This is a genomic window from Endozoicomonas sp. SESOKO2 (genome assembly GCF_024606245.1).
In the GTDB taxonomy this organism is placed as follows: domain Bacteria; phylum Pseudomonadota; class Gammaproteobacteria; order Pseudomonadales; family Endozoicomonadaceae; genus Endozoicomonas_A.
In genome coordinates this window covers 20,612-39,887 of record NZ_JAHHPQ010000511.1, presented here as the reverse complement: position 1 = coordinate 39,887, position 19,276 = coordinate 20,612, and the positions used below count along the sequence as shown (strand labels likewise).

Below are 19,276 nucleotides of genomic sequence, written 5' to 3'. Positions count from 1 at the left end.
TTTTTAGGGTATATCAGATGGGGTATTTATTGAAACACAGTTTTATTTGATAAAAATAATTCAAATAAATCAATGAGTTAAAGCTTTTTCAATATTCTGCCAGAAATTGCTTACATTTAGAGTAATGACTGCAAACAATCATGAGCCAGAAAAACAGCTTTAGCTCACTATCATCAGGCTAAAAGCCCGGCTCCGTGGTGTTTCCAATAATAAATAAACGCTTAAGGATAACCGGCATGAAAGCAATACAAGCCCTGATTTTGCTACTGCTAACGGCTTGCCTCAATCTTCCCGTTCAGGCAGAAAAGATTTTCAAGTGGGTGGATGAAAGCGGCACCGTTCATTACTCTTCCAGACCACCACTCGTCAACGTTGATACAGAAGTCATTTCAACGCTGGACGAGCAAGAAAAAGAGCCTGAAGAACCGCACCCTCCCGTTGACTCTGAGCCTGAGTCCATCCCTGAGAATCCACCCCAATCCGTTCACCCCCCGGAAGTTCTGGCGTACTGTAAGACACTTTCGGCCAATCTTGAGACACTCAACAGCGATGACCAGGTACGTGTGAACAAAGCCGACGGCAGCTTTGAAATACTGAACGAAAAAGGCCGGGAAAGGGAGAAGGAGAGAATTCGTCAGCAAATGAAGCAACACTGCTTCTGAACCGTTGCCAGATGACCACCGGACAGGCTTTACTGCCCGGCTTCATTCATTAACTCTAACGTTTTTTACCGGCATTAATCTTTTTATACATACGGTAGGAAAAACACGCCAGTGCGCCGGTAACGCCAATAAACACCATATGATCAGGCTCCGTCATAAAGTGCATCAGCATGGAGAAAACGCTACCCTCAGAATGGTCTCCGGGGTGGGCAGACACCTGAGAAGAGGCCAGGACAGTGGCAAAGGTTGCAGAAACGGCGCTCAGATTTTTCATTATCGTACTACTCCTGTCTATTTTTATAACCGAAAACGGTGAACTGTGAGAGATTATACGCTCACGGCAGCAGGTTCATGATCCTGTCTTTCAGGCATTTTCGCTTCCAGCATGCCTTTGTCAACAATAAAGTCGATCACTTCACGAACACCCTGCTCCGCTTTCAGGTTGGTGAACAGGAAAGGGCGATCCCCGCGCATCTTTTTCGCATCTCTGTCCATCACTTCCAGAGAGGCTCCAACGATAGGTGCAAGATCGGTTTTATTGATGATCAACAAATCAGAGCGGGTGATACCCGGTCCACCCTTGCGAGGAATCTTGTCTCCGGCGGAAACATCGATGACATAAAGTGTCAGATCTGACAGCTCAGGGCTGAAGGTTGCACTAAGGTTATCACCACCAGACTCCACCAGAACCATTTCCAGGCCTGGATGTCTCTGGCAAAGCTCATCAACTGCTGCCAGATTCATAGACGCATCTTCACGAATCGCCGTATGGGGACAGCCACCGGTTTCAACACCAATGATACGATCTTCATCCAGCGCTTCATTGCGAATCAGAAACTGTGCGTCTTCTTTCGTATAAATATCATTGGTCACCACTGCCAGGTTGTAGTGCTGCCGCATGGAAGCACAAAGTTTGGTGAGCAGTGCTGTTTTACCGGACCCTACCGGACCACCGACACCCACCCGAAGGGTCTGAGGCTGCTTGCTTGTCATATTGCTTCTTCCTAAGATCTGAACAATCTTGAATACTGGTGCTCGTGCCAGCTGCTGGCCATGGCGTAATGCACCAGATTATTACCCAATTTGTGATCATGAATCGTTTTAGCGCTCTCGATCACAGTGCCAATTTCACTGGCCAGATGTTGCAAAATTTTCTGGGCATCGGTCTGCCCCAAAGGCACCGCCTTGGTAGCCGCTGTCACCTGGTTTTCGCACCATGACCACAACAGTCCGATAGCGGCAGTATCTTTCTTCATGCCGTGGCATAAACTGGATAATGCAAACATAGCTGCTTGAGTGGGCATCTCCAGCCAGTCCGCCCTGGACTCTTCAGGGAATAAAGACGTCAGCCAGATTTTGAATGCCTTGCCTACCTGACAGTCTTCATCATAAAGTTCGCGAGTTTCCCGAAAGGCGAGCAATTGACGATTCCAGTGCTCAACTGAAGGCCTGTCATCAGACTGAAAAGCGTCGTATAGTCGGAAGAACACCGGAACATCCAGACGGCCCATTCCCTCCGTTAGTAGCTGGGAGATCCAATGGCAGGTGGACTCACGATCAAAACACCATTGTCGCTCAATCGCTGTTTCCAAACCCTGAGAATAAGCGAAGGCTCCAACAGGCAGGGCTGGACTGGACAGATGCAAAAGCCCAAGTAATGCCTCAGTGTTCATGGCTTTCCATCCGCTCATAGCTTTCCACCCGCTCATGGCTGTGCTCACCATGGTGATGATGACCATGACCTTTGGCATAAGCACCGTTTTCGGGCTCAAAAGGAGCCTCTGTGTGGTCTACAGTCAGCCCGAGTAACATCACCATTTCATCCAGAACGTGATCTTTCTGGAATCGAAGCCAGTTATTGCCCACCTGCAAGGGGACATGACGATTACCGAGGTGATAGCATGCTCTGGCAAACGTCACGGCATCCTCACAGTAGGCTGTTGTGACTTCTTCATCACTGGCGCGCACCAACACGACTTCACCAGTGTCTGCCTGAAGCAGAGTGCCGCCTCTTAAAACATCGCCCCGCTCAATGAATATTCCTGCTTCTCTCCCGCTCAGGGTGGTCGCTTTCAAACGACCTCTCTTGCGCTCATCAAATGGCAGCAATAGCTCGTCATTGTGCTGAACATCAGTTTCCTGCAAGCGCCTGGTTAACTTCAGCATTTCTTATTTTCCTTTGTCTTGATTTGTTTTGAGCCATTGACAGTAAAAGTCTTTGCGCTCGAAAAAGGCTCACAAAAAAAGCTCTTAAAGATATTCCTAAAAAAGAAAGTAGCGCTGAGCCAGAGGAACGACTTTGGCTGGTTCACATACCAGCAGCTCGCCATCGGCACGCACTTCGTACGTCTCCGGATTAACCTCCATATGGGGCTGCCAAGTGTTCAACAGCATATCTTTCTTGCGAATAGTTCGGGTATTTTTTACCGCAGACAGGATTTTATTTAACCCAAGTTTACTACCAATGTCGTTTTCAAAGGCGGCCTGTGAAACGAAAGAAAGTGAGGTAGCAGAAACGGTTTTACCCAGCGCTCCAAACATGGGGCGATAGTGGACCGGCTGCGGTGTCGGGATGGATGCATTGGGATCGCCCATGGGTGCCATAGCAATTGCGCCCCCCTTCAATACCAGAGATGGCTTGGTACCAAAAAATGCCGGTTTCCACAGCACCAGGTCAGCCAACTTACCCGGCTCGATAGAACCCACTTCATGGGAGATACCGTGGGTTATGGCCGGATTCATTGTGTATTTCGCCACATAACGACGTGCCCTGAAGTTATCCACACCCGCCGAACAGTCTTCAGGTAACAATCCCCGTTGTACTTTCATTTTGTGAGCCGTCTGCCAGGTACGACAAACCACCTCACCAACCCGGCCCATAGCCTGAGAGTCTGAAGCGATCATCGAAAAAGCGCCGAGATCATGCAGAATATCTTCTGCTGCAATGGTTTCGCGGCGAATACGGGAATCGGCAAAGGCCACATCTTCAGGAATGTTCGGATCGAGATGGTGACAAACCATCAGCATATCCAGATGTTCATCAACCGTGTTGATGGTGTATGGACGAGTAGGGTTTGTAGACGACGGTAGAACAAAGTCTTCACCACAGGCCTTGATAATATCGGGAGCATGTCCACCACCGGCACCTTCGGTATGGTAGGTGTGGATAACTCTTCCCTTGAATGCGGCAATAGTATCTTCAACAAAGCCCGATTCATTCAAGGTATCGGTGTGAATAGCGACTTGAATGTCGTACTTCTCTGCAACGCCCAGGCAACAATCGATAGAAGCGGGAGTGGTTCCCCAGTCTTCGTGAAGCTTGAGCCCCATGGCTCCCGCCAGAACCTGTTCTTCCAGTGCTGCGGGGATGCTGGCGTTGCCTTTGCCAAGAAAACCAATATTCATGGGCAGACTATCCACAGCCTGTAACATGGAAGTCATATGCCACTCACCGGGTGTACAGGTCGTTGCATTGGTTCCTGTGGCAGGCCCGGTGCCACCACCCAGCATGGTGGTCACTCCGGAAGCCAGAGCTTCTTCTATTTGCTGGGGACAGATGAAGTGGATGTGGGCATCAACCCCCCCCCCGCAGTGACAATCTGACCTTCGCCGGCAATCACTTCGGTGCCAGGACCGATGATAATGTCGACTCCGGCTTGCACGTCGGGGTTGCCAGCCTTGCCTATCTTTTCTATCCGGCCATTTTTAATGCCAATATCCGCTTTGACGATGCCCCAGTGATCCAGAATCAGTGCGTTAGTGATGACCGTATCCACCACATCAACTCCTGTTCTCTGACTCTGGCCCATACCGTCACGAATCACCTTGCCACCACCAAACTTCACTTCGTCGCCATAGACGGTAAAATCTTTCTCCGGACTGATGAACAGATCAGTATCACCAAGACGTACTCTGTCTCCTATTGTCGGACCAAACATGTCCACATAGGTTTGACGTTCCATTCTGGCCATTATTTTTCTCCCTGCTCCAGCTCACCCATGACATCACCACGGAAACCATAGATCTTGCCTTCCCCGGCGAAACGAACCAGCTCAACCTGTCGATCCTGACCAGGCTCAAAACGAACAGCGGTGCCTGCCGGGATATTCAGCCGGAAACCCAATGTCGGCTGCCGATCAAAAGCCAGTGCCGGGTTTACCTCGTAGAAATGGTAATGAGAGCCAACCTGAACCGGCCTGTCACCCGTATTGGCGACGGTCACAACACAAGTTTTCCGCCCTTCATTGATTTCGATCGCCTCTTCGGAGGCAATGACCTCTCCTGGAATCATAAAAGCTCCTGCATCAGGCAATGGGATTGTGAACGGTCACCAGCTTGGTGCCATCTGGGAAAGTGGCCTCTACCTGAACTTCATGAATCATCTCCGGAATGCCTTCCATGACGTTGTCCCGGGTCAGGATTTCACGCCCTTCATTCATTAACTGAGCGACGGTCTTGCCGTCTCTGGCCCCCTCCATTATGTGCATGGAAATCAGGGCAATGGATTCCGGGTAATTCAGCTTCACTCCCCTGCCAAGGCGACGTTCAGCAACCAATGCTGCGGTGTATAACAGCAATTTGTCTTTTTCTCTGGGGGTCAGCTCCATGAGAGCCCTCCAATTTATTCTTGTTGTCTTTTAACAAGCCATAGGCAACTAATATGCTACAGGCATCAACGATCAGGTATTCCAGATTCTGGGCTTACAACCTTGCCGGCCATTCAATAAGCAACGGAGATCATTCCAAAGCCAGGCAAACAAAGTCCTGGCCTGTTCTGGTGAGCTGCCCAGATAACGGGCAATAAAAACCCCGTTTCGCCAGGTAACGGCCACACACTTCGAAGCCCCAAGGGCTTCCAGCCTTTCATGCAGATGATCACATCCGGGGTCTTGCTGAAGGGTCATAAGAAGTGTGCCGAAAACGTGCTGGCCATTCAGACCAAGAAGCGACTGAGTAAGAGGTGATCCCGCAACCAGTTCCAGTCTTTCTCGATAAAGCGGCTGGTCATTGCGAGCGAGCTGAAGGTTCTGGATTACCTTACCTTGCCTGAACGCTTCGCCACTGGCTTTCCGACCCAGACAAAGAATGTCCCAGCCTGCGTAGCAACCATTGCCGGTCAGCTCAACAGAAGTATTCAACTCCGCTTCTGCACCATTAAAAACAATGGTTTCCTGAGGCAACCATTCCAGACAGGCATCCTCCTGAACGACCATGGACGTCAGCTGTTTCTGAAGGCGGCCATTACCATTGTAGTAGACTTTCCCGGCAGCAGGTGTGGTAACCAATCCAGACGCACCAGAGTGAGCTTTAAAACTCTGAATCAGCTCATCACCGGCAACCAGTCCCCCGGGGGGATGAAGAATATAAAGATGGAGCAGGTCTTTACCCTCTGGCCAAAAGGGACGCTGAATTCGCAAAGGTCCATAATGACGCGTACGGCCCATGCGGGTATAGCCATCCTGATATTTCAGTTCAACAGCAATACCAGCACGCCAGCCCCTGTCACCGGGCGCAACGTTATCCTGGTCAGAATCAATCTCCAGGTTAGATCGCGGGTTAGATCGCGGGTTAGAAAGTAGATTAAGTGCCAGCCCCATACTTCATCCCTTCGTGTTAAAGGTCATCTCTGGCGTGCAAAAGATGTTCCATTTTATTTTTATGCAGCTGCTGACATTCTTGACCATAAAGTCAGCTTTATTCGCACCAAAAGAACGCATAAGCACCGCATTGGTGAGCAGAGATATTCTGAAATAAGGCACGTGCTGTCAAGACGATATAAAGAGATTCACCTTATCTCAGGTGCTAATAGTAAAAGCCTTTCTACATGAACGACAACGACTGTCAATATTGGCATACACATTGCTGTCTCACTGTCGCACATAAGGATAAAAAAAGGATGAATAAGAACTATGAAAAGCTCCCTCAAAAAACTTTCGAGAGGCCTGATTGTAGCGTCTGCCGCAACTGCCGCCCTGTCATTTTCGGTCATATCCCAGGCTGCAGATACCATCAAGGTGGGTGTTTTACATTCTCTTTCTGGCACTATGGCAATCAGTGAAACCACATTGAAAGACACTGTTTTAATGATGGTGGACGAGCAGAATAAGAAAGGTGGGTTGCTGGGCAAGAAGCTCGAAGCAGTCGTTGTTGATCCTGCCTCTGACTGGCCACTGTTTGCAGAAAAAGCCCGCGAACTGTTGGCAAAAGAAAAAGTAGACGTCATTTTTGGTGGCTGGACTTCAGTCTCCAGAAAGTCAGTTCTGCCTGTGGTTGAAGAGTTGAACGGCCTGATGTTCTACCCGGTTCAGTATGAGGGACAAGAGTCATCCAAAAACGTTTTCTACACCGGTGCAGCGCCAAACCAGCAGGCTATTCCTGCAGTTGATTATCTGATGAGTTCTGAAGGTGGCAACGTCAAACGTTTTGTACTGGCCGGTACTGACTATGTCTACCCAAGAACCACCAACAAGATTCTGGACTCCTATCTGAAGAGCAAGGGTGTCAAAGAGTCAGATATCATGATCAATTACACGCCTTTCGGTCACTCTGACTGGCAGACCATTGTTTCTGATATCAAGAAGTTTGGTAATGCCGGTAAAAAGACGGCGGTTATATCCACGATCAATGGTGACGCCAACGTACCTTTCTACAAAGAACTGGCTAACCAGGGTATAGCTGCTGAAGACATTCCGGTGATTGCCTTCTCTGTCGGTGAAGAAGAACTGTCAGGAATAGATACCGCACCTCTGGTAGGCCACCTGGCAGCCTGGAACTACTTCATGAGTGCCGAGAGTGATATCAACGATGAGTTTATCGAAACCTGGCAGACCTTTACCAAGAATGAAGAGCGCGTAGCCAATGATCCAATGGAAGCCACTTATATTGGCTTCAACATGTGGGCAAAAGCCGTTGAGAAAGCCGGAACCACTGATGTCAATGGCGTTCGTTCAGCCATGTATGGCATCACTGTTCCCAACCTGACCGGTGGTATCGCTGTAATGAACACCAACCATCACCTGACCAAACCGGTATTGATTGGCGAAATTCAGGACGATGGCCAGTTCGAAATCGTCTGGGAAACCAAGGGTGGTGTCATTGGTGATGCCTGGACTCAATATCTGCCCGAAAGCTCAAAGATCGTTGCTGACTGGTCAGCCCCAATCAAATGCGGCAACTACAACCTGGAATCAGGCGTCTGCTCCGGTCAGAACTACTGATTGATTAGTCGTTTTTTTTGAAGCCACATGGCATGAGAAGTTAACTCTTTCATGCCGTTCCCAAAGCCTGCCTGAAGCAAGGCAGACAACCAAATACTTATTAACTGGAAATTCTATGATCTGGAGACTCTGGCAAATATTGCCGTTAGTATGCCTCTGTCTTCTTTTTGTCTTTGTCTCATCAGCACAGGCTCTGACCGACAGTCACACCAACAGTCGTGAAGAGCTGGCCAGACAATTGAGTGAAAAGTCATGGGACAAACTGGAGGCCACCATCACCGAACTCTCTGCCAAGGGTGATGATGAAAGCCAGAAGCTTTTAACCCTGTGGTTGTCTGGCCAACTGTTTATTGAAAAGAGCACAGATCGCCTGGTCATAGGCAACAGATCAGGCCGTATGTATCTCATTGCAGACCCGATCACAGATGAAGCATTGGGTGAAGTCAAAAAACGCAGCCTGAAAAAAATCAAAATCAATAACCGGCTGAGAAACGCCATCAGAACCGCATTGGCAATCTGGGATCTCAAGTCTGAAGACCCGGACAAGCGCCTCCAGGCAGTGAAAGAAACCTCCAGGAACATTCAGGCTGAGACGTTAGCCATTCTGAAGGCGATGCTGAAGACAGAATCCGATGAGGATGTTCATTCGGCTCTGACAACAGCGGTTGCCTTGTATCATATCCAACACGGCAATGATGAACTGAAGCTTCAAAGCCTTGAAATTCTGTCTGAGTCTGATGATCCGATTGTTCGTTCAGCACTGGAGTCAATTAAAACAGAGACTAAAAACAAGGAAATTCTTCTGGGCATAGACTCTGCTCTGGCCGACATGGATCGAAGACAAGACTACTATTCCGCAATAGAAAGTGTTTTTTTTGGCTTGAGTCTGGGTTCAGTATTACTTCTGGCTGCCATTGGGCTGGCGATCACTTTTGGCGTTATGGGCGTTATCAACATGGCTCATGGCGAAATGATGATGCTTGGCGCTTATACGACTTTCATCATTCAATCTGCCTTTCCATCATTAATGGAGCAATCTTTGTTTATTGCCATTCCTGCCGCCTTTGTTGTCGCTGGTACGGTTGGCATTTTGATTGAGCGACTCGTCATACGTCACCTTTATGGTCGCCCACTGGAAACGCTTCTGGCTACTTTTGGTATCAGTCTGATACTTCAACAGGCCGTTAGAACCATTTTTTCTCCCCTGAATCAGGCAGTATCAACACCGGAATGGTTGAGCGGCTCCTGGATCATCAATGATGCTTTATCTTTAACCTGGAACCGGGTCTACATCATTGGCTTCAGTCTGACCGTCTTTCTGACTCTGTTATTTATCATGCACTACACCCGATTTGGTTTGAATATGCGGGCAGTTACCCAAAATCGTGCCATGGCCAACTCTATGGGTATTCCCACCCACCGTGTTGATGCAATGACCTTTGGCCTTGGCTCCGGTATTGCCGGCGTTGCTGGTGTTGCTCTGTCTCAGCTGACCAATGTGGGTCCAAATCTTGGCCAGAACTACATCATCGACTCTTTCATGGTGGTGGTCTTTGGTGGCGTTGGCAACCTCTGGGGCACACTAGTGGCAGCAATGAGCCTGGGCGTAGTCAATAAGTTGCTGGAGCCCTGGGCAGGCGCAGTCATTGCCAAAATTCTGGTACTGATTTTCATTATTCTGTTTATTCAGAAAAGACCCAAAGGCCTGTTCGCCCTGAAAGGTCGTGCGGTGGAGGATTGATCCATGAGTTCTGTAAAATTATCCTCAACAACAAGGGGTAAAGGTCCTCTCAGTCGTTTTCTTCTGGACGATCCAGCGGGCAAATGGCTTTTGATTGCCGTTTTTGCCATCAGCATTATTGTCTCTGGACTCAATCTGCTGGCACCTGAAGGCTCTGCCCTGCACGTCAGCAGTTATACTGTCACACTGCTTGGAAAATACCTCTGTCTGGGCCTTCTGGCACTGGCTCTGGATCTGGTCTGGGGTTACTGCGGCATCCTCAGTCTGGGTCACGGGGCTTTCTTTGCCCTCGGCGGCTACGCCATGGGGATGTACCTGATGCGCCAGATTGGCGACCGTGGAGTCTATGGCAACCCTGAGCTGCCGGACTTCATGGTGTTTCTGAGTTGGCAGGAACTGCCATGGTACTGGCAGGGTTTTGATTCTTTCTTGTTTGCTATGCTGATGGTCGCTCTGGTTCCCGGCATTCTGGCTTTCCTGTTTGGTTGGCTGGCATTCCGTTCCCGGGTCACCGGCGTTTATCTATCCATCATTACTCAGGCACTGACGTATGCCCTGATGCTGTTGTTCTTTCAGAACGATTTCGGTTTCGGTGGCAACAATGGCCTGACCGACTTTAAAGATATTCTCGGCTTCAGCCTGAAAAGTGATACAACCCGCGTCGCTCTGTTGATGTGCTCAGCACTAGCCCTGGGGCTGGGCTATATGATTTGCCGATGGCTGGTGGATTCCCGATACGGAAGAGTATTGATAGCTGTCAGGGATGCCGAAAGCAGAACCCGCTTTATGGGTTATCGGGTTGAACACTTCAAGCTGGTGGCTTTTGTAGTTTCTGCTGTGTTGGCCGGCATCGCCGGTGCACTTTATGTGCCACAAGTAGGCATCATTAATCCGGGTGAGTTTTCTCCCATCAACTCCATTGAACTGGTGATTTGGGTGGCCGTTGGTGGCAGGGGAACACTCTACGGGGCAATCATCGGTGCACTGCTCGTTAATTATGCCAAAACATGGTTTACCGGAGCTATGCCCGATGCTTGGTTGTTTGCCCTGGGTGCCCTGTTTGTTGTTACGACACTCTGGCTACCCAAGGGCGTTGTTGGCTTATACGGCCAGGTTCGTGAGAAGTTTTTGAAACCATCTGCCCGGACTCAGGAGCAAGAGGTAGTCGATCATGGTTGATAAACATATACCTGATAACACGCTGCTGTACCTCGACAATGTGACAGTCAGCTTTGATGGCTTCAAAGCCTTGAACAACCTGTCTTTTTTAATCAACCAGTGCGAACTCAGGGCCATTATTGGTCCCAACGGTGCCGGTAAAAGCACCATGATGGACGTCATCACTGGTAAAACTCGACCAGATACCGGAGAGGTGCTTTTTAATCAAGGAAGCACAAGGCTGTCCGGGGGCTCTATCGATCTCACCCGGCAAGACGAAGCCGAAGTAGCCAACCTGGGAATTGGCCGAAAGTTTCAGAAGCCTTCTGTCATCGAAAGTCTGACAGTCTGGGAAAACCTGGAACTGGCTCTTAAAGGTCGTCGTTCACCTTTTGAATCCATCTTTAAAGCTCTTTCTAAAGAGGGCTTCAAAAAGATTGAGAAAACCCTCAGCAGAATCCGCCTTCAGGATCGCCGTGACTTCGCGGGGGCATCTCTCTCTCACGGTCAGAAGCAGTGGCTTGAGATAGGCATGTTATTGCTTCAGGACCCCGAGCTTTTGCTGGTCGATGAGCCCGCAGCCGGTATGACCGATGAAGAAACCTTCAGAACCGCTGATCTGCTGCGGGAACTGTCAGAAGAGCGAAGCGTTGTGGTAGTCGAACATGACATGGCCTTTATCAAAGCACTTGACTGTAAAGTGATGGTGCTTCATGAAGGCAGTGTACTGGCAGAAGGATCGCTGGACCATGTTCAGCAGAATCAAAAAGTCATCGACGTCTATCTGGGAAGATAGCCTCAGGCCAGATAGCAGCCCTGAGCTGGAGAATAATATGCTTGAAGTACAGAACATAGATGTTTTTTACGGTGCCAGTCAGGCACTGAAGTCTGTCTCCCTGAAAGTGGACAAAGGTCAGGTCACCAGTATTATGGGTCGTAACGGTGTGGGTAAAACGACATTGATGAATACTGTCGCCGGGCGTGTTTCAGTAATGTCGGGACAGATACTCTGGAAGGGTCAGTCCATCAATAATCTGACTTCACATCAACGAGCCCGACAGGGAATTGCTTATGTACCCCAGGGTCGACAGATTTTCCCGCTGCTCACGGTTCAGGAAAATCTGGAAACAGGATTTGCCTGTCTGCCGCGTTCGCAGCGTAAAGTGGATCGGGAAATTTATGATCTTTTTCCTGTATTGCTGGATATGAAACATCGTCGTGGAGGTGACCTCTCTGGCGGACAACAACAGCAACTGGCTATTGCCCGGGCACTGGTTACCCAACCTGAGTTGTTAATTCTCGATGAGCCAACCGAAGGCATTCAACCTTCCATCATCAAAGATATTCAATCCGTCGTTGGTATGCTCAGGGACAGGGGAGAAATGGCCATTCTGCTGGTAGAACAATACTTTGAATTTGCTCGGGATCTGGCCGATCGATATGCCGTAATGGATCGTGGTGAACTGGTACTGTCTGGGGCAGGCAGTGAGATGAATGAAGAAGAAGTCAGGCAATTGATGACCGTTTAAAACGGCGCGGATGAATACAGCCAGACATTCTGCCTGTATCCATCTGTTCTGCGATCATAATCAGTTCATCAACTGATCAAAACGCTCCACCAGCGAAAGCAGTTGAGTAGCTTCTATTTTCTCAACCATCAGGGCTTCTTCAGCATAAGGCTTGATGTTTGCACCTTTTGGCAGGTCAGCCCCCTGATCAAGAATGGCATGGACCCGGGGAATAAAAAGCCATTGCAGCCACTGAGTAAATTCCATGGCATCCATGCAGAAAGGTGTTGTACTGGCCAGCGCCTGAGCCGAAGGTGGCATAGCCTGCCAGCACTCCAGTCTTTTTAACTCTGCTTCCAGAGCTATCAATAACTCTCTAACTTCTGTGCTCATTGACTGTCTTTTACCCTGAAAACCCAAAACGTATTTTACTATGAAAATAGCCTGATATCCTCCTCACTCTGAAGAGGTGTCGCAAAGGCCTTCTAAAGACACGAATTTTTGTGCTGATTCGATAAGTCTGTTGAAGTTAAGGCAGATACTAAAACGTTTCTTCCTGCAGAATACTAAATTCACCTGATAAAGCGATAGACATCACAGCATTGGTTGCTTCCATGGGTAAGTGGTAAGAGTTATTAGATACTCTCATTAGTCCTGATATTGGTGTAGTCATCATTTCAGACTCAGATTGTTGATGTAAATGATGATAAAGAATAATGCTTTGTATTGATTCACGATTGACTCTGCCAGATCTTATTGGTATGTGTACATATCTCGCCGGGTCATTTCCAATACCAGACCCTTTTTCTAAAAAATTCTGATGCTGTATAAAGTATTGGTCACGATCATTTCTTATGATAAACATGCGGCAGCCTTGGCACAATTCGCTTGTATGCTGAACTTCAGCCATATATTCAATGACTCCTATTCCCGTTATTTTTAATCTTACTTCCTTTTCATCACTACTCTTAACTAAAAAATCACTAGGTGTTATTTTTTTTATTTCTGGATGGGCCATACAACAGTAAAGTATCGTAGCCAAAATAATTAACGCCGTTTTCAGGGTAAGCATTGATATTTACCTCGAAGAGTATCAATTATAAAGTAGCTGCCCCAAAAAGTTATTGTGTACTTTTATTAGCAAGTGGCTAGCCTTATGAAATCAAATATTTCTGGCAGCTTTTATGGAAATCCTCTACCGCTTATTATCATTAGTGAGCATGTGCATCGGGTTCAGACTCATGGGTTGCGTAAAAATTTGATTTGTTTCAGGTAAGTCGCGCTGGATTCAAGCAATAAGTGCAAGCAAACATCCTGTGTAAACTTCAAACGATATTCCCCAGCCAGCACCTCAGCCTTTTCAACCCTGCTTCCAGAGCTATCAATAACTCTCTGTACTTTATGCACGTCGTTTGTCTTGTAAAATGAAAATCCTTACCGCATTTTACTGTGAAAATTGTATAAAAAAAGCAAAATGCGCCCGACCCTGTTTAACCAAGTGAAGTCAGAAAACTCTTGATCTGTCGCATGAGGCCTGAGGCTGGCCCCAGACTCAGAGCTCTATCTGCCAGCTCACGGGCCTGGCCGTAATGCCCCTGTTTCTTCCTGAGTTGCGCCATCAGGTAATAAACCGATGGATCGGTTGGACTGATTCTCATTGCTCTGGACAGGGCACTTCCAGCACTATTCAGATCGTTGTCTGCCATGGCATTCCATGCCTGATCCAGCAGAGTACCAACAGCATCGGTTCGATCCGCATGAGATGAATCGGCATCTGAGATGGAGGGTGGCATATACGCCACCTGACCAATACTGGCACAACCTGTTAAGAGGACTGCAAAGAGCAGTGGTATTAATCTTTTCACTTTTGTCTCACTATGGGCATTCATTCAAACCATGATTTTATGGAATCAAACAGAGTTTTAGCGGGCTCAATCATGGTTCGACCACACCCCTGATACTCCTCAGGCTCTGAACCCGTGATATAAGGCACTTTTACCGCTCCCTCGCAGCTCTTGCCTGTTCTCACATTGCTTACCGGCTTAATCCAGACATACTCAATCTCTCTACTGTTCAAAGGCTGAACCGACTTAATTGGCACCTGTTGCATAAAACGCGTCCAGACTCTCAGGGCTCCGCTACTGCCAGTCAGGTTAGTTGGGCTGTTATCATCATTCCCCAACCAGGTCACTGTCATCAGATTTCCGGTAAAACCAGCAAACCAGCTGTCTCTCAGGTCATTGGTGGTGCCACTCTTTCCTGCTAACTGAATATCCTGACTGATACTCCAGTATGCACGACGCCCGGTACCTTCTCTCATTACCTGACCCATAGCATGTCGCAAAAGCTCTATTGGAGCAGAGTCGAATGCTCTCTCAATCGAGAGGCTGTAGCGCTTCAATGGATGACCACGGGCATCTACTACCGCATCAATTGCCCGCAATGGCATCCTGAAGCCTCCGCTGGCGATGGTTTGGTACATAGACGCAACATCCATAAGGGAAAGGGACGCTGCTCCCAACATGACAGAGGGATAGGGAGGCAGTTTTTTCTCAATCCCCAGACGCTCAATGGTATTCAGGACATTATTAAGACCCAGAGCCATCCCGGTCTGGATCGCCGCCTGATTGTAAGACTTGGCCAGCGCCTCTTGCAAAGGCACCATACCTCTGGATTTGCCATCATAATTGGCAGGCTCCCAAAGTCCTCCCTGACCGTCGCTTACCCGAATAGGATAATCCTTGACAGGTGTCGTTAAAGTATACCGCGCAGGTTGCTCCAGCGCTGTCAGATAGATCGCTGGCTTAAGCAATGATCCCACAGGACGTCGTGCATCCAGAGCCCGGTTAAAACCGATATAGCCCGGATTCTTGTCGCCGACTACCGCCAGAAGATCGCCTGTCTGGGCAGAGGTCACCACCATGGCTCCCTGCAAATCAGGGTTATTTTTATCTAGCTGATCTACAGTATCAGTCATACTTTTCTGGGCAAACCGCTGGATGACGGGGTCCATATTGGTGAAAATTCTCAGACCTTCCGAGGTAAGATCACCTTCATCATAATCTTCTCTGAGCTGCTTCTTTACCGTGTCAATGTAAGCAGGATAAGCACTGGTATTGAGCTGCTCCCGGGTCACGACGCCCAGAGGCAGTTTTTTGGATCGCTCTGCTTCAGAACGAGGCACAACGCCTTCATCTGCCATCACATCAAGCACCAAGTTTCTACGTGCCTTTGCTCTCTCAGGAAAACGTCTTGGGTCGTAATACGACGGACCTTTCACCAACCCCACCAGCAGAGCGACACGAGCAAGGCTCAACTCTTGGATAGGTTGGGCAAAATAGAAATGACTGGCCAGACCAAAACCATGGATGGCCCTTCGGCCATGCTGCCCCAGATACACTTCATTCAGATAGGTTTCCAGAATTTCTTCTTTGGAATAATGAAAGTCCAGCAGTACCGACATAATCGCTTCATTAAATTTGCGGGTCAGGGTTCGGTCATTGCTCAGATAAAAGTTTTTAACCAGTTGTTGAGTCAGGGTACTCCCGCCCTGTACGACCCCTCCGGCTCTCAGATTGACCAGAAATGCTCTGGCTATCGAGCTCGGTGAAACCCCCCAGTGATCATAAAAGTTCTTGTCTTCTATCGCTAACAAGGCTGTGGTCAAATACCTTGGTGCCTGAGATTCACGGATAAGAATTCGATCCTCAAAGGTTGAAGGATAGATACCTCCTATCAGTTGAGGGTCCAATCTAAGCAATGGAATATTTTCTGCGGCCTTACCTTTCAGACTGATAACTTCATTGCCAGAAAATACGACACTGGCATGGCGGGATGATTCAGCGCCATCCGGAAAATGAAAACCCCGGCTATAAATAGTGAAGTGATTCCCCGTGCGGGCAAAGGTACCAGGTCGTTTGACGCTTCTAACGGCCTGATAGCCCTGACGGCGAAGTTGGGCCTGAAGCTCATTAGGGTTAAGAAGCTGTCCTTCGTAGAGTTCCAGCGGACGAGCATAAACCTGGGCAGGAATCGCCCATTTCTTGCCTTCAAATTTTTGAGTGACAACAGCGTCCAGATAAACGGAGTAAGCAGCAAGTAAAATCAGACCGACTATTCCCAGTTTTACCAGAGTCGGGAACCAACGCCTGCCCCCACCTGCATTTCGGGCTTTTTTCTTGTGTCCCGGCGACCGTTTGCCCCGGGACGGTGTTTTTTTCTTTGTTACCATGGTGCGAGATTATACGCTATAGTTTTCCGCAATGGCCCTATGGTTTGCCGTGTTTTTACATCAGATTATTTTCTAACAGCGCAACCAACAAAAAGCATTACCCCCGCTTATGATGTTTTCCGCAATCCCTGCGTTTAAATCACCTTCAATTGAAAGCTTCTGCCTATACTCGATGACAATTCTGAACTTATTGAGTGACACAGCTATGCATCCGTTCCTAAAAGAAAATTGGCTGGACGCCATCAGCCCACCGGGCAAATCAGCTCTGGAACCTTTACTGGATTTGCCTGTGCAATCGACTGACTTTAATCGGAATTGCCAGAGTGAAAAACCATTTCTTGTGATTATGCAGGGACTGTCGGGTTCAGGAAAAACAACAGCAGGTCGGGAGCTGGTCAAGCACTTCAACTGCACCATGCTCAGAACGGATATCGAGCGCAAAAGATTATTTGGTCTCAAGCCGGACGCATCAAGCCATGAAGCCGGGCTGGATATTTACACACAGGATGCCACCCAAAAAACGTATTTGACTATTCAGAAAACAGCTCGCTTTCTGTTAAGCCAGAGTGTTTCTGTAGTCATTGATGGCGCTTCTCTGAAACTTCAGGAAAGAGCGCTTTGCTGCCAGCCTGCCATTGAACTTCAACTTCCCTTTTTTATTGTCAAATGTATGGCACCCGATGCCGTTCTTAAAAGCCGAATTACTGAACGTCAACTCAGCAACACTGACGCTTCTGAGGCGACTGTAGATCTGATCAGACAACAACATCAGTGGGAGGAATCGCTCTCGGATCAGGAAAAAAAGCACACTATAGTGCTAAATACAGCCGATGAGCGCTGGCTTGAAAAACTGTTAAAAGATCTAACAGCTCAATTGAATTGATCTACTTCTCCCTCTTCGGATGCTCATTGCTAGGCAGCCGTAAAGACTCGTCTATCATTAAACTCATTAAAAGAAATTTCATTCTGACTTTCAGAAATATCAAGCACACCCTCCAAGGACGCTTGGGACGATTTGGAAAACCGGTATGGCAACTGACCTGATCGAATTAAAAAATCTTGGTAAAACTTCAGTGCAGTGGCTTAACGCTGTGGGTATTCGCACACTCGAACAGCTTCATGAGGCAGGCGCCGTAGTAGCCTACTGCAAAGTCAGAGATAGAGGCTTTAAAGTATCCAAAGTACTGCTCTATGCTATTGAAGGCGCTTTAATCGGGGCTCATTGGAATGAACTGGACTGTGAGCACAAACAACGTCTGCTCAGTGAAGTGAAAAACTATCAGGGCTGAAACGCTCAGCCTTTCTTCTCTTCCTGACCACACACCGGACAATCCGGATCAGCAGCCAGCTGAAGGCTCTGCCATTCCATAGTAGCAGCATCGAACATCAACAGCCTGCCATTCAATGTCTTGCCTGCTCCTGTCAATAACTTGATTGCTTCCAATGCCTGCATGGTACCGATTGTTCCCACGACAGGTCCCAGAATACCTGATTCCGAACAGCTGAGCTCTTCAGCCACTTTTTCTGAGTAGAGACAACGATAGCAGGGGGCATTTTCCTGCCAGCGATCAAATACCGTTAACTGACCATTTAGACGGATTGCAGCACCCGTAACCAGAGGCACTCCCGCACGGACACTGCAACGATTCACCATGAAACGGCTGTCAAAGTTGTCAGTAGCGTCCAGAACCAGATCACTGTTCTCCAGCAGACTCAGTAGCTCCTGCTCTTTGAGCTTTCCTGGAATGGGGTCTACCTCAATGCCAGGATTCATGGCACTGATTCTTGCTGCCGCGGCATGGACTTTAAATTGTCCGATATCATCGGTAGAGAAGGCAATCTGTCTTTGCAGATTAGTAGTATCCACCACATCCGGGTCAATAAGGGTCAGCCTTCCGACTCCAGCTGCCGCGAGATACATCGCTGCCGGACAACCCAACCCCCCCATTCCAACCACCACAATGTGGGCGTTAAGCAGGCGCTCCTGCCCCTCAATATCGATCTGAGGCAAAAGTATTTGTCGGCTGTAGCGCAGCAGCTGATCGTCATTCATAGTGAGCATCATATTCACAGGAAAAGGGGGAGTGCAGTATACCGTCAGAAGGTGCAGCAACAAGATCAGCAAAAGAGTACAGAAAAGCCCTGACTGTGCAGGGCTTTTCATGAACTGTCAGTCTTGGCCCCGTATCAGGCCTCAGACTCTACGAATTCTGCGTAGGATTCAGCGTCCATCAGCTCGCTCAGCTGACCTTCATCGGTGATCTTGACCTTGAAGAACCAACCTTCATCGTAAGGTGCACCGTTCACTGTTTCAGGCGCTTCTTCCAGTGCTTCGTTAATGGCAACGACTTCACCAGAGATAGGTGCATAAAGGTCAGAAGCGGCTTTTACGGACTCAACTACACCTGCTTCATCTTCAGCAGCCAGAATGGAACCCACTTCAGGCAGCTCAACAAAAACTACATCACCCAGAGCTTCCTGAGCGTGATCAGTAATACCGATGGTGGCTGTGCCGTCTTCTTCGATTCGGATCCACTCATGGGAACGCACATAACGCAGTTCGGATGGAATGCTGCTCATCGAAAATTCCTCTGGTCACTTAACAATTTCATTCTTTTCAGCTGCTATCAGTCACAATCCCGGCCACTGACCGCAACGCACAATCATCTTGAAGGTAGTCGAAAAAGTTGTACTTTTTATCAAGATTGGCATTTTAACCAGAATCCATGACTTCGCCAATATTTCATTCAAGACGAATG

21 protein-coding genes and 1 pseudogene are annotated in these 19,276 nt (G+C 48.4%); 8 read left to right on the top strand and 14 right to left on the bottom strand.

What is annotated here, in order from left to right:
- Positions 1-236: 236 nt before the first annotated feature.
- Positions 237-662: a DUF4124 domain-containing protein gene (locus KDK17_RS12275; protein WP_257288182.1), complete on the top strand. Its 426-nt coding sequence runs from the start codon at positions 237-239 to the stop codon at positions 660-662.
- 55 nt (positions 663-717) lie between these two features.
- Here KDK17_RS12275 and KDK17_RS12270 read toward each other — a convergent pair whose 3' ends face one another.
- From KDK17_RS12270 to KDK17_RS12235, 8 genes and pseudogenes are all read right to left on the bottom strand, one after another.
- A complete protein-coding gene (locus KDK17_RS12270) occupies positions 718-936 on the bottom strand; it encodes a HupE/UreJ family protein (RefSeq protein ID WP_257281778.1) in 219 nt (72 codons plus the stop codon).
- A 53-nt stretch (positions 937-989) separates the two neighbouring features.
- The gene (ureG, locus tag KDK17_RS12265) at positions 990-1,655 is read right to left on the bottom strand and encodes an urease accessory protein UreG (protein ID WP_257281779.1); all 666 of its coding nucleotides are present in this window, start codon (positions 1,653-1,655) and stop codon (positions 990-992) included.
- Positions 1,656-1,666: 11 nt separating this feature from the next.
- On the bottom strand, positions 1,667-2,353 hold the full coding sequence (locus KDK17_RS12260) for an urease accessory protein UreF (protein WP_257281780.1): 687 nt from the start codon (positions 2,351-2,353) through the stop codon (positions 1,667-1,669).
- Positions 2,325-2,828 (bottom strand): urease accessory protein UreE, encoded by a 504-nt coding sequence (gene ureE / locus KDK17_RS12255; protein WP_257281781.1) that lies wholly within the window; start codon positions 2,826-2,828, stop codon positions 2,325-2,327. The genes KDK17_RS12260 and ureE overlap by 29 nt, the downstream gene beginning before the upstream one ends.
- Before the next feature lie 96 nt (positions 2,829-2,924).
- A pseudogene (ureC, locus tag KDK17_RS12250) lies at positions 2,925-4,633 on the bottom strand (urease subunit alpha).
- Complete coding sequence (locus tag KDK17_RS12245; RefSeq protein ID WP_257281783.1) at positions 4,633-4,953, bottom strand: urease subunit beta; 321 nt, start codon at positions 4,951-4,953, stop codon at positions 4,633-4,635. The pseudogene ureC and the gene KDK17_RS12245 overlap by 1 nt, the downstream one beginning before the upstream one ends.
- Positions 4,954-4,966: 13 nt before the next feature.
- Positions 4,967-5,269 carry an urease subunit gamma gene (locus tag KDK17_RS12240; protein WP_062264019.1) on the bottom strand — a complete coding sequence of 101 codons (303 nt, stop codon included), beginning with the start codon at positions 5,267-5,269 and terminating at the stop codon, positions 4,967-4,969.
- A 72-nt stretch (positions 5,270-5,341) separates the two neighbouring features.
- The gene (locus KDK17_RS12235; RefSeq protein WP_257281784.1) at positions 5,342-6,259 is read right to left on the bottom strand and encodes an urease accessory protein UreD; all 918 of its coding nucleotides are present in this window, start codon (positions 6,257-6,259) and stop codon (positions 5,342-5,344) included.
- Between the two features lie 312 nt (positions 6,260-6,571).
- Between KDK17_RS12235 and urtA the strand changes: the two genes are divergently transcribed.
- The 5 genes from urtA (at position 6,572) to urtE (ending at position 12,307) form a co-directional block, all read left to right on the top strand.
- Positions 6,572-7,879, top strand: coding sequence for an urea ABC transporter substrate-binding protein (gene urtA / locus KDK17_RS12230; protein WP_257281785.1), 1,308 nt, complete (start codon positions 6,572-6,574; stop codon positions 7,877-7,879).
- A 115-nt stretch (positions 7,880-7,994) separates the two neighbouring features.
- Complete coding sequence (urtB, locus tag KDK17_RS12225) at positions 7,995-9,620, top strand: urea ABC transporter permease subunit UrtB (RefSeq protein WP_257281786.1); 1,626 nt, start codon at positions 7,995-7,997, stop codon at positions 9,618-9,620.
- Positions 9,621-9,623: 3 nt separating this feature from the next.
- Entirely contained in the window at positions 9,624-10,799 is a 1,176-nt protein-coding gene (urtC, locus tag KDK17_RS12220) for an urea ABC transporter permease subunit UrtC (protein WP_257288181.1), read from the top strand.
- Entirely contained in the window at positions 10,792-11,574 is a 783-nt protein-coding gene (urtD, locus tag KDK17_RS12215; protein WP_257288180.1) for an urea ABC transporter ATP-binding protein UrtD, read from the top strand. Before urtC ends, urtD begins: the two co-directional genes overlap by 8 nt.
- A 37-nt stretch (positions 11,575-11,611) precedes the next feature.
- Complete coding sequence (gene urtE, locus KDK17_RS12210; RefSeq protein WP_257288183.1) at positions 11,612-12,307, top strand: urea ABC transporter ATP-binding subunit UrtE; 696 nt, start codon at positions 11,612-11,614, stop codon at positions 12,305-12,307.
- Between the two features lie 60 nt (positions 12,308-12,367).
- On the opposite strand, the gene KDK17_RS12205 is transcribed toward urtE, so the two are convergent.
- The 4 genes from KDK17_RS12205 to mrcB form a co-directional block, all read right to left on the bottom strand.
- On the bottom strand, positions 12,368-12,679 hold the full coding sequence (locus KDK17_RS12205; protein ID WP_257253560.1) for a YqcC family protein: 312 nt from the start codon (positions 12,677-12,679) through the stop codon (positions 12,368-12,370).
- A gap of 148 nt (positions 12,680-12,827) precedes the next feature.
- Positions 12,828-13,358, bottom strand: coding sequence for a hypothetical protein (locus KDK17_RS12200; RefSeq protein ID WP_257281789.1), 531 nt, complete (start codon positions 13,356-13,358; stop codon positions 12,828-12,830).
- 418 nt (positions 13,359-13,776) lie between these two features.
- A complete protein-coding gene (locus tag KDK17_RS12195; protein WP_257281790.1) occupies positions 13,777-14,079 on the bottom strand; it encodes a tetratricopeptide repeat protein in 303 nt (100 codons plus the stop codon).
- A 92-nt stretch (positions 14,080-14,171) separates the two neighbouring features.
- Positions 14,172-16,517, bottom strand: a complete 2,346-nt coding sequence (gene mrcB, locus KDK17_RS12190) for a penicillin-binding protein 1B (protein ID WP_257281791.1) — start codon at positions 16,515-16,517, stop codon at positions 14,172-14,174.
- Positions 16,518-16,722: 205 nt separating this feature from the next.
- Here mrcB and KDK17_RS12185 point away from each other — a divergent pair, with 205 nt between their 5' ends.
- On the top strand, positions 16,723-17,400 hold the full coding sequence (locus tag KDK17_RS12185; RefSeq protein WP_257281793.1) for an AAA family ATPase: 678 nt from the start codon (positions 16,723-16,725) through the stop codon (positions 17,398-17,400).
- Between the two features lie 145 nt (positions 17,401-17,545).
- A complete protein-coding gene (locus KDK17_RS12180; protein ID WP_257281794.1) occupies positions 17,546-17,806 on the top strand; it encodes a TfoX/Sxy family protein in 261 nt (86 codons plus the stop codon).
- A gap of 5 nt (positions 17,807-17,811) precedes the next feature.
- Here the strand turns inward: KDK17_RS12180 and KDK17_RS12175 are convergent, their stop codons facing one another.
- Together KDK17_RS12175 and gcvH are read right to left on the bottom strand one after the other, a co-directional pair.
- On the bottom strand, positions 17,812-18,570 hold the full coding sequence (locus KDK17_RS12175; RefSeq protein ID WP_257281795.1) for a molybdopterin-synthase adenylyltransferase MoeB: 759 nt from the start codon (positions 18,568-18,570) through the stop codon (positions 17,812-17,814).
- A gap of 134 nt (positions 18,571-18,704) precedes the next feature.
- Positions 18,705-19,097, bottom strand: a complete 393-nt coding sequence (gene gcvH / locus KDK17_RS12170) for a glycine cleavage system protein GcvH (RefSeq protein WP_257281796.1) — start codon at positions 19,095-19,097, stop codon at positions 18,705-18,707.
- Positions 19,098-19,276: the final 179 nt, after the last annotated feature.

What these genes read in the sequence shown, in the direction of transcription:
- KDK17_RS12275 (WP_257288182.1), top strand. Translation starts at nt 237, where the DNA reads ATGAAAGCAATACAAGCCCTGATTTTGCTACTGCTAACGGCTTGCCTC.
- KDK17_RS12270 (WP_257281778.1), bottom strand. Translation starts at nt 936, where the DNA reads ATGAAAAATCTGAGCGCCGTTTCTGCAACCTTTGCCACTGTCCTGGCC.
- ureG (WP_257281779.1), bottom strand. Translation starts at nt 1,655, where the DNA reads ATGACAAGCAAGCAGCCTCAGACCCTTCGGGTGGGTGTCGGTGGTCCG.
- KDK17_RS12260 (WP_257281780.1), bottom strand. Translation starts at nt 2,353, where the DNA reads ATGAGCGGATGGAAAGCCATGAACACTGAGGCATTACTTGGGCTTTTG.
- ureE (WP_257281781.1), bottom strand. Translation starts at nt 2,828, where the DNA reads ATGCTGAAGTTAACCAGGCGCTTGCAGGAAACTGATGTTCAGCACAAT.
- KDK17_RS12245 (WP_257281783.1), bottom strand. Translation starts at nt 4,953, where the DNA reads ATGATTCCAGGAGAGGTCATTGCCTCCGAAGAGGCGATCGAAATCAAT.
- KDK17_RS12240 (WP_062264019.1), bottom strand. Translation starts at nt 5,269, where the DNA reads ATGGAGCTGACCCCCAGAGAAAAAGACAAATTGCTGTTATACACCGCA.
- KDK17_RS12235 (WP_257281784.1), bottom strand. Translation starts at nt 6,259, where the DNA reads ATGGGGCTGGCACTTAATCTACTTTCTAACCCGCGATCTAACCCGCGA.
- urtA (WP_257281785.1), top strand. Translation starts at nt 6,572, where the DNA reads ATGAAAAGCTCCCTCAAAAAACTTTCGAGAGGCCTGATTGTAGCGTCT.
- urtB (WP_257281786.1), top strand. Translation starts at nt 7,995, where the DNA reads ATGATCTGGAGACTCTGGCAAATATTGCCGTTAGTATGCCTCTGTCTT.
- urtC (WP_257288181.1), top strand. Translation starts at nt 9,624, where the DNA reads ATGAGTTCTGTAAAATTATCCTCAACAACAAGGGGTAAAGGTCCTCTC.
- urtD (WP_257288180.1), top strand. Translation starts at nt 10,792, where the DNA reads ATGGTTGATAAACATATACCTGATAACACGCTGCTGTACCTCGACAAT.
- urtE (WP_257288183.1), top strand. Translation starts at nt 11,612, where the DNA reads ATGCTTGAAGTACAGAACATAGATGTTTTTTACGGTGCCAGTCAGGCA.
- KDK17_RS12205 (WP_257253560.1), bottom strand. Translation starts at nt 12,679, where the DNA reads ATGAGCACAGAAGTTAGAGAGTTATTGATAGCTCTGGAAGCAGAGTTA.
- KDK17_RS12200 (WP_257281789.1), bottom strand. Translation starts at nt 13,358, where the DNA reads ATGCTTACCCTGAAAACGGCGTTAATTATTTTGGCTACGATACTTTAC.
- KDK17_RS12195 (WP_257281790.1), bottom strand. Translation starts at nt 14,079, where the DNA reads ATGCCACCCTCCATCTCAGATGCCGATTCATCTCATGCGGATCGAACC.
- mrcB (WP_257281791.1), bottom strand. Translation starts at nt 16,517, where the DNA reads ATGGTAACAAAGAAAAAAACACCGTCCCGGGGCAAACGGTCGCCGGGA.
- KDK17_RS12185 (WP_257281793.1), top strand. Translation starts at nt 16,723, where the DNA reads ATGCATCCGTTCCTAAAAGAAAATTGGCTGGACGCCATCAGCCCACCG.
- KDK17_RS12180 (WP_257281794.1), top strand. Translation starts at nt 17,546, where the DNA reads ATGGCAACTGACCTGATCGAATTAAAAAATCTTGGTAAAACTTCAGTG.
- KDK17_RS12175 (WP_257281795.1), bottom strand. Translation starts at nt 18,570, where the DNA reads ATGAATGACGATCAGCTGCTGCGCTACAGCCGACAAATACTTTTGCCT.
- gcvH (WP_257281796.1), bottom strand. Translation starts at nt 19,097, where the DNA reads ATGAGCAGCATTCCATCCGAACTGCGTTATGTGCGTTCCCATGAGTGG.